Below are 13,026 nucleotides of genomic sequence, written 5' to 3' on the forward strand. Positions count from 1 at the left end.
ATTATGACATTGCGGCGGCTTTTTGCGCCAAGTCACGGCTATACTGACGGCTGGCATCCACCAACATATTTGTATAGGCGGTTTTTTCGCAATCGGTGGTGAGATCTTCGGTATTCAGGGTTTCCAGTATTCTGCCATGTTGCATCACTGCCACGCGGTGACATAGGTGCGCAATGACCCCCAAATCGTGAGTGACCATCAGATAAGTGAGTTTCTCCCGCTGTTGTAACTCTGCCAACAAATTTAGAATTTCTGCTTGCACCGACACATCCAGTGCCGAAGTGGGTTCATCGAGCAGCAAGACACGCGGCTCCAGAATTAGCGCCCGAGCAATTGCCACCCGCTGGCGCTGTCCCCCTGAAAGCTGGTGTGGGTATCGCTGACGAAATAGCCGGTTGAGGCCCACTTTTTCCAAAATGCTGTCAATACGCTGGTCGCGATCCCCCATGCCATGGATGATCAATGGCTCGGAGAGAATATATTCAATCGTATGACGTGGATGCAGTGATCCATAAGGGTCTTGGAACACCATCTGCACATGACGGCAGCGATCGCGTTCAATCCGGTGCGCCAGCGGTATTTGATTCAGCGTGAGTTGCCCACTCCAGTGGTTAAACAGCCCCGCCAGACATTTCAGCACCGTGGTTTTACCTGAACCCGACTCCCCGACTAAACCAAAAATCTCACCGTTGTTAACGGCCAGATTCACATCAAACAGTACCTGATTCTGCTGGCTACCCTCGCCAAAAATAAGGTTAAGGTTATTAATTTCAATCATTGCATTTGCAGACATAGCAAGCTCCTTAACCATTCATCCAAGCCGGGTCTCGCACCATTACTGGCAGACGGTCACGGCGATTATTCAGATCAGGAAGTGCATTGAGTAAGCCGCGAGTATAGGGATGCTGCGCACTCTCAAGATCGCAAGCGGCAATGGATTCCACCACGCGCCCGGCATACATCACCAGCACTCTATCGCAGAAACTGCGCACCAGATTGATATCATGACTGATAAAAATCAGCCCCAAGCCGCGTTCTTGAACTAAATCATCCAGCATCGCCAAGACCTGTAACCGCACAGACACATCCAGTGCCGAGGTGGGTTCATCGGCGATCACCATTTCTGGCCCGGTGATAAGCATCATGGCTATCATAATTCGCTGCCCCTGACCGCCAGATACTTCATGTGGATACAGGCTATACACCCGCTGTGGCTGGCGAATACGTACCACTTCAAACATGGATAGCACCCGCTCCCGTGCCTCCTGACGCGACACTTTATGATGTGCCAGATAGGCTTCCGCTACCTGATCGCCGACACAAACTACCGGGTTTAATGAGTATTTCGGGTCCTGCATAATCATCGACATCCGCTTACCACGCACCTCGCGCATTTTGGCTTCACTGGCGCGCAGTAAATCCACTTCAGCAAAACGCAGAGTGTTGGCATGGATTTGCGCACTGGCAGGATGTAATTTCAGCAGCGCACGTCCTACTGTGGATTTGCCGGAGCCGGACTCACCAACAATTGCCAGTTTTTCTTTGCCCAACGAAAATGAAACGCCGCGTACCGCGTCAGTCACCTGTTTGCCATTAACGAAGCTCACCCGCAGGTCATCTACTTCCAGCAAAGGCACTGATTTATTCTGTTCTGGGATCGAGAATGTCACGTAGGCCATCTCCTAAGAAGTTAAACGCCAGACTGTTCAGCAGGATTGCCAGACCAGGGATAGTCACTAGCCACCAGCACTCCATCATGTAACGACGGCCACTGGAAATCATTGCTCCCCACTCTGGGTCAGGTGGTTGAGCACCCAGACCAAGGAAGCCCAGCCCTGCAGCGGTTAAAATAATACCGGCCATATTCATCGTGATACGGATAATGACTGATGGCAGGCACAGCGGCACAATGTGGCGCAGCAAAATGCGTAGGGGTGATGCGCCCTGCAATTTCACTGCCGAGACAAAATCGGCATTGCGAAGCGAGAGCGTTTCGGCCCGCGCCAAGCGAGCAATCGGCGGCCACGCGGTCAGTGTTATCGCGATAACCACATGCTCTAGACCGGGGCCTAAAGCTGCGACAAATGCCAGCGCCAACACCAAACTGGGGAATGAAATAAAAATGTCGGTAATACGCATCAGGATACTATCGACCTTACCACCGAAATAACCGGCGACCACGCCAAGTAACAACCCGATAGGACCAACCGTTACGGATACCAGAGCCACTATGTACAACGTGGTGCGCGCACCATAAATCAAGCGGCTGTATTGATCCCGGCCAAACTCATCCGTACCAAACCAATGCTGGCTACCGGGAGCCTGTAATGCATTACCGAGGTCCTGTGCCAGCGGGTCATGCGTCGCCAGCCAAGGCGCAAAAAAAGCCACCACTAACAATAATCCAATAATGGAGACACCAATAGCCGTCAGCGGATTTCTCATTAAAGCGTGGAAGAAGTTAAGTACCCGCCGTAGCCCGCGCTTCCAGCCCTGATTTTGCATTTCAGGACGAGCCACAACATTATCGGGTTCAGAGGAAAGCATCATTGATTCGTCCTCGGGTCGAAGATCTGATAGAGCATGTCAGACAGTAAATTCAGTGAGACGAAGATCAGGCCAACCAACAACACGCAGCCCATCACCGCATTCATATCACCGAGTAATAAGCTGCCGGTCAGATAGGAACCAAAACCGGGCCAGGAGAAGACCGTCTCGATCAATACCGCGCCTTCTAATAAGGAACCATATGCGAGCGCGACCACCGTCAGTAATTGCACCAGAATGTTGCGGAACGCATGGCCCCATAACACCTGAAACTCGGACAAACCTTTCACTTTGGCGGTGATGATGTATTCCTGCGACAACTGCGCCAACATAAAACTACGAGTCATACGGCTGATATAAGCCAAAGAGTGAAAACCGAGAATGGTTGCAGGCAGCAGCAAGTGATTAACCGCACTGCGGAACACCTCCCACTCACCGGCCAGCGCCGAGTCAATCAGCAATAAACCAGTACGTCTGTCCACCAAACCGTCATAGGCCATATCAACCCGACCGGCGCCGCCCACCCAGTTTAGCCAAGCATAGAACACTAGCAGCCCCATCATCCCGACCCAGAAAATCGGCGTTGAGTAGCCCGCTAAACTAATGAAACGCACCGCATAATCGGCAAATTTGCCACGGCGTGCCGCCGCCATCACACCCAGTGGAATACCCAGACCGGCCCCCACGATAATGGCCATCGTGGCCAGTTCAATGGTGGCAGGGAACACACGGATAATGTCATCCACCACCGGGCGGCCCGTCAGCAAAGCATTGCCGAGATCACCGTGGATAAGTGAGTTAAAGTAGATAAAGAACTGTGTCCAGAGCGGTTTATCTAGCCCCAGTTGCAGGTATACCTGTTGGTAGGTACTTTGATCCGCATCTTGACCAACTATCGCCAAAACCGGGTCAATCGGCATCACCCGACCAATAATGAACGTCAGGATCAATAAACCGAATAAGGTCACAGCAACCTGTAAAAGGCGCTTTGATAAACGCCGTGCAATACCGTGCGGTGCAAACCAGTCTGAAACCTTCATGCTATCCTCCCGAAACGGGCAAAGCACACTGACACTTTGCCCGGGGTTAGGTTGCGTGCAGTGAGTTATCGCTGCTTATACACCTGTAGCAGGCGGGTAGTGGTTGATGGATGCGGAACGTAATCAACCACGTCTTTGCGCACCACGACAGAATCCACCATTTGTGAGATAGGCAAGATAGCCGGGAATAGCGCGTCATAGCGCTCTTGCACTTCCACGTACATTTGCTTTTGTTTGGCCGGGTCTTTCTCGATTAACGCGTTATCAATTAAGTCATTCAGTTGTTTATCGTAGAAAGAGGTGCGCCAGCCTTGGAAGTTGGTCAATTTAGCGGCATCACTGTTATCCGGGTTATAGGCAACCGAGCGCAGACTGGAGTGAGGATGTGGGTCTACACCGCCACCACCACGGCCCACCAACATGTCGAACTGGCGATCACGCATTGCACCATAGACCTGATTACCCGTGCCGGTTAGGATTTTGGCTTGGATCCCAGCTTGGGCCAATGTGGATTGAACGGACGTGGCAACGTTGATAAAGGGTGGATCAGACAGCACTCGCAATGTGGTGGTGAAACCGTCCGGATAACCGGCCTCTGTGAGCAGCGCTTTGGCTTTCGCTACATCGAGTTTATAGCCGGGATCAGGCAGTGTGACATCCATTCCCTTTTGGATTGGGCGTTGGTGGTAAATACCGTAACCCGGCATGATAGTTTGGTTAATTCCGTCATAATCAATTAAATACCTTACGGCCTCGCGCACTTTAGGATTAGCAAAATGCGGTTCTTTCAGGCTCATGGCAACATAATAAAGGGTGCCACGCTGGACTTCGTCGACTTTAATTTCCGGGCTATTTTTCAGTGCATTGATGTCGGGCACCGACATACCGCTGGCAATATCAATATCCCCTTTTTCAATCATTAACCGCAGTGCTTGTGACTCCGTCATATGGCGGAAGATCACCCGCTTCATTTTGGCGTCACCCTGCCAGTAATTATCCACCCGGCTGATACGCAGCACATCTTTTGCCTGCCACACATCCAGCTTAAACGGGCCTGATCCCGCCTCATTGGTAGTCAACCAGCCATTACCCCAGTCACCGTTTTTCTCGTGTTGCATCACGGTAGCGCGATCAAGAATCGAACCACTGCCCAAGGTTGCCAGTGAATAAATCACCAGTTTGGGGTCGGTTGGTTTAGGTAGTTCAATCTCTACCGTGAGGGGATCTTTGGCACGGATCAATTGCTCGACGTTATCGGCAGTGAAACCGTAAGACTTCCACGTGGTGGCCTGCGCCAAATTCAGATGCATCAGGCGATTCATCGACCAGGTAAAATCGGCGGCAGTCACCGGATTACCAGAGTGGAATTTCATACCGTCACGCAAGGTAAAGGTGATTAACTTGCCGTCATCACTGATTTTCCACTCCGTGGCCGCACCGGGTAAGACTTTACTTGGGGTGTGCGGATCCAGTTCCACCAGCGAGTCATACATATTCACAATGATAGAAACGGCATCATTGCCGGTCATCGCCGCTGGATCAAGTGACAGCAGGTTGTTCATATTCATGCCAACAATCAGTTGGTCATCGGGTGTTTTAGCCATACTGACGCCAGTCGACGTCAGAGTGATCAGTAGGGTAAGGAGGAGTGTTCTTACTATTATTATCGCGTTCATGGACCATCTCCGGTAAGAAAAGGCTAGATCTGAATGCTTGTTTTTATAGGTCGAGTTAATTTTTTAAATCGCGTAGAGAATACCTAAAGTCATTGACGCTACAGGATGGCTATCTGCTCGCACTCACCCAAATCACTGACTCGAGGAATGAGTTAGCGAGCAGTCAACCTGCAACGTCAAGAACGCAAGGTATTAGCTTCGATATAGTCGAAATTAATATCCTCGCCTAATCCCGGCCGGGTGGGTAACGAGACATAACCGTCGCTGTCCATCGGGTCGATGATGCTATTGAGGTAAGCGGCTGGTTCATCATAATCAAGGAATGGATGCAACAACCCACGCTCATACCAGCGGCAGTTACGAATAGCACCGACAACGGCCAGATTTGGTGCACCGTTACCGTGAATTTCACAATCCATGCCAAAAGACTCCGCAAGATGGGCTACTTTCAAACAAGGGGTAATCCCGCCCACGCCCTGCACACCAGCGCGTAAAATATCGCAGGCACCGGCTTTTACCCAATCGGCACGGCTGAAGTATTTTCCTGCCAGACTTTCAGGGCCGATTATGTCTATCTGTAGGTTTTCTCGCAGCCAGCAATACGAAGCCATGCTCTGCTCTTCCATCGGCTCTTCAAACCAACTGAAATTCAGCTTTTGTAGTTCGCGGCCAATATAAAGTGCATCACTGCGGCTGTACCAATGGTAACCATCCAGCATCAACGCAATATCTGGCCCGACGGCTTCGCGTACCGCGGCACAGGCACGAACATCCATTTGTGGGCTTGGTGCAAAAGAGACGGGGGGCATCCAAGTATGCAACTTAATACCCTTATACCCTCTGGCAACCAGTTGCTCGGCAAAGCGGGCGTATTCATCCGGTGTGGAAAGCCCATCGGCTAATTCATCACCGCACATGGTGCTGCCGTAGGCCAACACTTTGTCGCGATACCCTCCAAGCAATTTATAGACCGGCTGACCCAGCTTGCGCCCCAACAAGTCCCAAATAGCCTGCTCGGCAATAGCCAGCGCCCGATCAGTTAACTGATTAGCACTGCCCCGCTGCCAATGGACCAAATCATTCCATAGCCGCTCACGATCAAAAGGGTTCTGCCCGATCAATACCTTTTTAAAGAAGCTGTTAATGATATGCGGACGAATCACTTCTGGTGGTGCAAATGCATAACCACAATCACCTTCATCAGTGGTCAAGGTCAGCATGGCCATTTTTGCCAATGACTCCTCGCCGGGATGCGAATGCCCTGCGGTATCGGAAACACGCCGGGTTGGATAAGAAAATACGGTCACATCTACTGATATTATTTTCACCTGATTACCTGCCTTTAGAGTTCATCTCGTGTTCAAAAGGAACAAGGGGATTTCACTGGTTCCTTCTGACTCCATGGCCGCTATCCCTGCAAGCTACGATGTCTAATCCCTTATTTTTAATAATGATTTGCACAAGCCAATTACTAGAACAACAGATCTTTTAAAATGGAATGATATTTCACTTGCTCAGTATTGAAGATAACACTCCATTAGTCATTAGGAAATTGGCTGCAAAAAAGGCAATAAAGGCGGGGTTTTTTGGGCAAATGCATAAATTGCTGTGAGCGCCATCACGATGAAATGGCGAGAAAGTGTTCGACTTCACAAAATCCTATTTGGCGGTGCAGTGATCCATTCTGAGCGCTAAACAAATAACACCCGATTCATTTGCCTATTTTTCAATCAATAGACAAAGGCTATCTCAACGATAGGCAAAGCTGCCCCACTAGCTTGATAAAGGTCAACCATCGCTCAACGCAGCCCAGAGATAATCCCACTAAATAAATAAGGTTATTGACAGGATAAAAACCCTACACCCAGCGTCATTGGCGTTGCTGACCGGTAATGTCAAATACCAATGGGGATAAATGTGAAAGTGACTCATCACTTTCCACACAACAAAGGAGTGCTGCTGTGATAAGAAAATGGCTAATTGGCGGAGGTATACTCATAGTTGCAGGTTATCTGGCCGTAGCAGGTTATATCTACATGACCGATAACGCGCGCAGTAAGGCATTAATCAGTGAGGAGAAACCATTAAATAACAATGCTGCATCCTCAGTAAGCAACACAAAATTCACGAGTCAACAAATCAGTAATCTGTTTTACCAAAAGGGGTGCGATTATTGCCATACCAGCAGCGCGTCTCTCCCGTTTTATGCCGTTATTCCGGGCGTGAAACAATTAATGGATTACGATATTCAGCAAGGCAGCCAATATTTCTCATTGGAACCGACTTTATCGGCCATTAAAGAAAATCGTGCTGTACCGGAAGCTGATTTGGCGAAAATTGAATCGGCAATTGCCCGCGAACAAATGCCACCACAACGCTTCGAAGTTTTGCATTGGTCTTCCGGCATCAATGCTGATGAACGCAATCAAATACTTGATTGGGTAAAATCACAACGGGCAGAGCATTTCCCGTCCAACAGCAGTAGTGATATGCAGCATCTGACGCTGCAACCTCTCCCTGATGCCCTGCCGGTAGACAGTAAAAAAGTGGCATTAGGATCGCGTCTATTCCACGACCCAAGACTATCCAGCGATAACTCTATCTCTTGTGCCAGCTGCCACTTACTCACGAAAGGTGGGGTCGATAATCTGGCAACATCAACAGGGGTTGACGGCCAAAAAGGTGGCATTAACGCGCCGACAGTCTTCAATGCTGTGTTCAATGTTAATCAATTCTGGGATGGTCGTGCCGTTGATTTACAACAGCAAGCGGGTGGACCTCCGCTTAACCCAGTAGAAATGGCATCGGCCTCATGGGATGACATCATTCATAAACTGCAACAGGATCCGCAGTTAACTCAGGAATTTGTTCAAGTTTATCCGCAAGGTTATTCCGAACAAACCATTACTGACGCTATTGCCGAATTTGAGAAAACACTGACGACCCCAAATAGTCCTTTTGACCGCTATTTAAAAGGGGATGCGACTGCCTTAACGGCCAGCCAGAAAAACGGTCTGGCATTATTCCAGCAAAACAAATGTGATACCTGCCACGTGGGTAAAAATCTGGGTGGGCAGTCTTATGATTTAATGGGATTAAAAGGCAATTACTTCGCTGATCGACCAAGAGAGCTGACTGCCGATGATCATGGGCGCTTTAATGTCACCCAAGATCCTCGCGATATGCACCGTTTTAAAACGCCGGGTTTGCGCAATATTGCACAGACAGCACCTTACTTCCACGATGCTCAGGCCGAAGATCTGACTCAAGCAGTGGAGATGATGTTGAAATATCAAGTGGGAACCCAACTGCCGCCACAGGATGTTAAAGATATCGTCGCCTTCTTGGAAAGCCTGACCGGAGAATATATTCCACATCAGTAACGAGCATTAATATTAAAAAATATCCGCAGTGTCATTTATCTGCGGATATCCTTCCTGCTGATATCATCCCCTCATCGCTCATATTCAGAATGATTAGCCAACGTTTGTCTTACTTAATTTAGAATTGATAGGATTATTCTTGTAAGTGACTGGTAAAAAATGAGTTTACGATAAAATACATTGCCTAAAAATAAGACCTCGGGCTATTCTCCCCCTTACTTATAACGAAATGTAACAGAGATTACCTAAGGAAAATAAGCATGGATCGTCGTACACTTTTAAAATCATCAGGTTTATTACTGGGTGGATTAACGTTAGGTAGCTTTATTCCTAGCGCTCAGGCAAAAAATACTAAAACACCGCCGCAAATACTGATACCCAGCGAACAGCACCCACTATTACTTAATTTTAATGAAAATTCGCTGGGAATGTCGCCTAAAGCACATCAGGCGATTATTGATGCCCTCCCCACTGCATTCCGTTATCCAGATGCTGCTCGCGAAAAATTGATTACCAATATTGCCACTGAATACCAACTCAAAGACGAGAATATTTCTTTAGGAAATGGCTCTTCAGAGACTATTCAGGCGGTAATTCAGGCTGTTATTCGTCAGGCTGAACAAGATAATACGCCGATTCAACTCGTGGTACCGGACCCAACGTTTAACTATGCCGAGCTATATGCCAAGCCTTTTGGTATCCCGATAGAAAAAGTCGTTTTAACTCAAGAAATGGCATTCGACCTGCCAGCAATGCAGAAGAAAGTCGCCGACTTCAATGGCCGCTCGATTGTCTATCTGTGTAATCCTAATAATCCGACCGCTACCATCACACCATCAAACCTTATTGATGATTGGGTTAAAAATGCCACACCAGAAACACTGTTTATTATTGATGAAGCCTATGCAGAGTTTGTGAATGATCCGGCGTTTCACAGTGCCATTGAGTTAGTCCAGGCGGGCCACAAGAATCTATTGGTAACCCGGACATTCTCTAAAATATTTGCGCTGGCGGGTCTAAGAATTGGGTATGGTATTGCGCACTCGCAACTGATTGCGGCAGTAGAAAACTTTGTCTCACTGGATAATACCAATACCGCAGGAGCCGTTGCAGCATTAGCCTCCTTGCAGGATAAACAGTTTGTACAACAAAGCCGTCAGTCTACTGATCAGGCACGCCGCATAGTCACTAAGGCACTGGACCAATTAAAATTGGCTTATCTGCCCTCACAGGCAAACTTCGTCTTTCACCAAATACCTGGCGATGTCAAAACTTATCAACAACGCATGAAGCAATATCATGTATTTGTTGGCCGTGAATTCCCACCCGCTGTTGGTTGGAACCGCCTGACATTAGGGACACCTGAAGAGATGGTGGCGTTTGTCACTGTATTGAAAATGTTCCGTGCTAACGGTTGGGTGTAACCGTCATTATCTCGTGTCATCAATTTATAAAAGGGAGGCCATTCCCTCCCTAAGCCCCTACAAACGCTTTTATAAAAATAATAGGAATAAAAATGAAGATTATCTCTCTGGGCATCATGATCGTGGCATTACTCAGCAGCCAACAAACCTTGGCAAAAAGCTGGCAGGAGATACAACAAAGCGGGGAACTGCGTATTGGTGTTCCTGGTGATTACGCGCCTCTGGCATTTCACGATAAGCAGGGACAGTTGGTCGGTTACGATATTGATATGGCAAAATCCCTCGGCGAGAGTTTGCAACTAAAAGTGAATTTTGTGCCAAGCAGCTGGCCAACACTTTCTGAGGATCTAGCAGCAGATAAATTTGATATTGCTATGGGCGGTGTCACAGAAACACCTGGCCGCGCGGCACAATTTGCCTTATCTAACCCAGTAGTTAAAAACGGTAAAATTGCATTAGCCAACTGCCAGCACGCTAAAAAATTCCCGACACTAGACGCTATCGATAATGAAGCGGTAAAAGTGATTGTGAATCCGGGGGGGACCAACCAATCTTTCGTCGATGCCAACATCAAGAAAGCACAAATTATCCGCACCAAAGATAATGTTGCCAATTTACAGGGTGTGCGAGATCAAAGTGCCGATATTATGTTCACTGATTTGATCGAAGGGGATTATTACCAGAGCAAAGAACCGGGCGTATTTTGTGTTGCGACGCCCGAAATACTCCCCGGTACCGGCAGCTACAAAGTGTATATGATGGCGAAAGATAATCAGCCGCTTCTTAGTGAAGTCAACCAATGGCTGAGTGGTGAGACAAAATCCACCTTAGCGCATAAGTGGAATATTTCCGAATAAGCCTCCATTAATCACCCACTATTTTTATCTTAAAACCATTGGAGCTACAGGTAGGCAGCAAACGAGTTCATCCCGATGAGCTGACCCAAGTCAGTGATTCGGGTGCATGAGAGTCGCTAACCCCCTGTAGCTTCAAGTAATAAAAGTACAACCCAAAGTAATTGGAGCTACAGGTAGGCAGCAAACGAGTTCATCCCGATGAGCTGACCCAAGTCAGTGATTCGGGTGCATGAGAGTCGCTAACACCCCTGTAGCTTCAAGTAATTTGGGTTTAAGCCGTTAATCCGCCATCCAACACTAACGCCTGCCCGGTCATATAACGACTATCATTGCCTATCATAAAAGCACTGACACGAGCGACTTCTTGCGCGTCACCTAAACGTCGTAACGGGATTTGCTTGCGTAATCCTTTTAAGGCTTCAGTCGGCATATTGCGTGTCATGTCGCTATCAATGATCCCCGGCAGCAAACAGTTTACCCGGATACCAAAGCGGCCCATCTCCAGCGCCAATGAGCGGCCCAAACCAATCATCGCGGCTTTACTGGCACCATATGCACTCTGCCCGATATTCCCCTTGATGGCAGTGACTGAAGACATCAGCAACACCGCGCCCTCACCTTGCATCATCATTGGTGGCAAGAGGTGCTTATTCCAGTAAAAAATAGCATTCAGATTGGTATCTATGACGTTACGCCAGTTATCACCATTCTGCTGAATGTGTAAGCCATCTCCTGTAATGCCAGCATTATGGATAACGGCACCAGGCGGGCCATATTTTTCTAACAATTGTGGGGCCAACACATCAACATCAGCTTCATTACTGCCATCGCAGCGATAGCTGGTCACTCGACCGGACAACTCTTCGCAGCTATCGATAACATCGTGGCTCTGTTGTTCACCATGACGCCAAGTAAAAACAACATCCCACTCTTTGGCTAGCTCTTCAACCAAGGCGCGGCCAATGCCACGGCTTCCCCCCGTAATTAACACCCATTGCCTGCTCATAATATTACTTCTTCTGCTCGGCCAGCTTCTGACAAAGCTCGCCTAATGTCATATCCGGGCTGTCCATAAACATCTCAGCGTTTAATGTTGCGCCGAATTCACGCTTTGCTAGCACCATCAACTCAACATAATCCAGGCTGTCGAGTTTTAACTGATGCAGTGGCATTTCAGGTGACAGCTCAGACATCTCCAAGTCTTTGGCGTCACACAACATTTCACATACGGTGTCATAAACGTGTTGATACTTTTCCATGGTCTTATCCTTTTTAATGCGCGGCTAACGGCCACGTTTTTAATGTTACAGCGGTGGTCATTAATGGCCCGATATCAGTTCGGGCCTGAATAGCCGAGCGCAGTACCCAGCCATCATCTGAATTACCGACAATCAGTGTCGGCTCGATGGCATAGTGCAGTGCGCTGCGGACAAATAGTTGTGGGTGGTTGATACGCAGTAAATCAGTACTGAAATGCACATCATGGTGAGTCTGAATAACCGGCACAGACTTAAAGATATCAATCAATGTCTCTGCCTGAATGCCCGGTAATACCTGTTTGGCCATAGCCAGTGTTTCTGGCGCTGCAACCAACAATTTAAACAATAACGCATCGAAAAACCCCCAACACTCAGCGGGTTGCGATACGTCACCCGGAAATTGCTGACTGAGTTGATAAACGTCATCGGCAGATAATGTGGCCCATGGTTCATTGTCAGTCTGTACTAGCGTGGGCGCACTACGCAGCTTGCTGTTAAAGCAATTTTCGCCATTTCCACTGCTCTTCAAATTGCCACTTACCTGCCCCGGCACTTGGCTGAGCTGTAACTGATACGGCGTATGGCACAATACCGGTTGACGTAAGCGCGCGGTAAAACGCAGAAAATCTGCGTCGGGTACGGCGCTTAATAACGCCGTACTGAGCTGATATTTGATATCCAGCATTGCGCGCATACCGTGGACAGTCAGTTGCTCCTGCCCCAGATGTTGTGCGTGCCGGAGATCAAAATGGATCGGGTTGTAATCGCCAGAAAACGCCGCCCAACGTTCTGCGTCACTGAGGCTGTAGTTGTAGTTAAAAACCGTATTAAAACTCATGT

General features: G+C 48.4%; 12 protein-coding genes. 3 read left to right on the forward strand and 9 right to left on the reverse strand.

Annotated features, from left to right (window positions below; translation table 11 throughout):
- Position 1: 1 nt before the first annotated feature.
- From ACIOG0_RS17455 to ACIOG0_RS17480, 6 genes are all read right to left on the reverse strand, one after another.
- On the reverse strand, positions 2-778 hold the full coding sequence (locus ACIOG0_RS17455; protein WP_050100520.1) for an ABC transporter ATP-binding protein: 777 nt from the start codon (positions 776-778) through the stop codon (positions 2-4).
- 25 nt (positions 779-803) lie between these two features.
- On the reverse strand, positions 804-1,679 hold the full coding sequence (locus ACIOG0_RS17460; RefSeq protein ID WP_072086660.1) for an ABC transporter ATP-binding protein: 876 nt from the start codon (positions 1,677-1,679) through the stop codon (positions 804-806).
- Positions 1,642-2,505, reverse strand: coding sequence for an ABC transporter permease (locus tag ACIOG0_RS17465; RefSeq protein ID WP_050140579.1), 864 nt, complete (start codon positions 2,503-2,505; stop codon positions 1,642-1,644). Before ACIOG0_RS17465 ends, ACIOG0_RS17460 begins: the two co-directional genes overlap by 38 nt.
- A gap of 41 nt (positions 2,506-2,546) precedes the next feature.
- Entirely contained in the window at positions 2,547-3,587 is a 1,041-nt protein-coding gene (locus ACIOG0_RS17470; protein WP_050100298.1) for an ABC transporter permease, read from the reverse strand.
- A 65-nt stretch (positions 3,588-3,652) separates the two neighbouring features.
- On the reverse strand, positions 3,653-5,191 hold the full coding sequence (locus ACIOG0_RS17475; protein WP_404704880.1) for an ABC transporter substrate-binding protein: 1,539 nt from the start codon (positions 5,189-5,191) through the stop codon (positions 3,653-3,655).
- Positions 5,192-5,439: 248 nt separating this feature from the next.
- Positions 5,440-6,591 carry a mandelate racemase family protein gene (locus tag ACIOG0_RS17480; protein WP_050100301.1) on the reverse strand — a complete coding sequence of 384 codons (1,152 nt, stop codon included), beginning with the start codon at positions 6,589-6,591 and terminating at the stop codon, positions 5,440-5,442.
- 633 nt (positions 6,592-7,224) lie between these two features.
- Here ACIOG0_RS17480 and ACIOG0_RS17485 point away from each other — a divergent pair.
- The 3 genes from ACIOG0_RS17485 (at position 7,225) to ACIOG0_RS17495 (ending at position 10,927) form a co-directional block, all read left to right on the forward strand.
- A complete protein-coding gene (locus ACIOG0_RS17485; protein WP_050100303.1) occupies positions 7,225-8,646 on the forward strand; it encodes a cytochrome c peroxidase in 1,422 nt (473 codons plus the stop codon).
- 260 nt (positions 8,647-8,906) lie between these two features.
- Positions 8,907-10,070: a histidinol-phosphate transaminase gene (locus tag ACIOG0_RS17490; RefSeq protein WP_050140521.1), complete on the forward strand. Its 1,164-nt coding sequence runs from the start codon at positions 8,907-8,909 to the stop codon at positions 10,068-10,070.
- Positions 10,071-10,162: 92 nt separating this feature from the next.
- Positions 10,163-10,927 carry a transporter substrate-binding domain-containing protein gene (locus tag ACIOG0_RS17495; RefSeq protein WP_050100306.1) on the forward strand — a complete coding sequence of 255 codons (765 nt, stop codon included), beginning with the start codon at positions 10,163-10,165 and terminating at the stop codon, positions 10,925-10,927.
- Positions 10,928-11,198: 271 nt separating this feature from the next.
- On the opposite strand, the gene ACIOG0_RS17500 is transcribed toward ACIOG0_RS17495, so the two are convergent.
- From ACIOG0_RS17500 to ACIOG0_RS17510, 3 genes are read right to left on the reverse strand one after another with little or no spacing between them, the layout of a single operon-like run.
- On the reverse strand, positions 11,199-11,933 hold the full coding sequence (locus ACIOG0_RS17500) for an SDR family NAD(P)-dependent oxidoreductase (RefSeq protein ID WP_050140517.1): 735 nt from the start codon (positions 11,931-11,933) through the stop codon (positions 11,199-11,201).
- A 4-nt stretch (positions 11,934-11,937) separates the two neighbouring features.
- Positions 11,938-12,186: an acyl carrier protein gene (locus ACIOG0_RS17505; RefSeq protein ID WP_050100310.1), complete on the reverse strand. Its 249-nt coding sequence runs from the start codon at positions 12,184-12,186 to the stop codon at positions 11,938-11,940.
- 13 nt (positions 12,187-12,199) lie between these two features.
- The gene (locus ACIOG0_RS17510; protein WP_050100312.1) at positions 12,200-13,024 is read right to left on the reverse strand and encodes a MaoC/PaaZ C-terminal domain-containing protein; all 825 of its coding nucleotides are present in this window, start codon (positions 13,022-13,024) and stop codon (positions 12,200-12,202) included.
- Positions 13,025-13,026: the final 2 nt, after the last annotated feature.

It is taken from the genome of Yersinia vastinensis (assembly GCF_044905075.1).
In the GTDB taxonomy this organism is placed as follows: domain Bacteria; phylum Pseudomonadota; class Gammaproteobacteria; order Enterobacterales; family Enterobacteriaceae; genus Yersinia; species Yersinia vastinensis.

Excerpts from the sequence above, each read along its gene's own strand:
- ACIOG0_RS17455 (WP_050100520.1), bottom strand. The coding sequence starts at position 778 with ATGATTGAAATTAATAACCTTAACCTTATTTTTGGCGAGGGTAGCCAG.
- ACIOG0_RS17460 (WP_072086660.1), bottom strand. The coding sequence starts at position 1,679 with ATGGCCTACGTGACATTCTCGATCCCAGAACAGAATAAATCAGTGCCT.
- ACIOG0_RS17465 (WP_050140579.1), bottom strand. The coding sequence starts at position 2,505 with ATGCAAAATCAGGGCTGGAAGCGCGGGCTACGGCGGGTACTTAACTTC.
- ACIOG0_RS17470 (WP_050100298.1), bottom strand. The coding sequence starts at position 3,587 with ATGAAGGTTTCAGACTGGTTTGCACCGCACGGTATTGCACGGCGTTTA.
- ACIOG0_RS17475 (WP_404704880.1), bottom strand. The coding sequence starts at position 5,191 with ATGGCTAAAACACCCGATGACCAACTGATTGTTGGCATGAATATGAAC.
- ACIOG0_RS17490 (WP_050140521.1), top strand. The coding sequence starts at position 8,907 with ATGGATCGTCGTACACTTTTAAAATCATCAGGTTTATTACTGGGTGGA.
- ACIOG0_RS17495 (WP_050100306.1), top strand. The coding sequence starts at position 10,163 with ATGAAGATTATCTCTCTGGGCATCATGATCGTGGCATTACTCAGCAGC.
- ACIOG0_RS17500 (WP_050140517.1), bottom strand. The coding sequence starts at position 11,933 with ATGAGCAGGCAATGGGTGTTAATTACGGGGGGAAGCCGTGGCATTGGC.
- ACIOG0_RS17505 (WP_050100310.1), bottom strand. The coding sequence starts at position 12,186 with ATGGAAAAGTATCAACACGTTTATGACACCGTATGTGAAATGTTGTGT.
- ACIOG0_RS17510 (WP_050100312.1), bottom strand. The coding sequence starts at position 13,024 with ATGAGTTTTAATACGGTTTTTAACTACAACTACAGCCTCAGTGACGCA.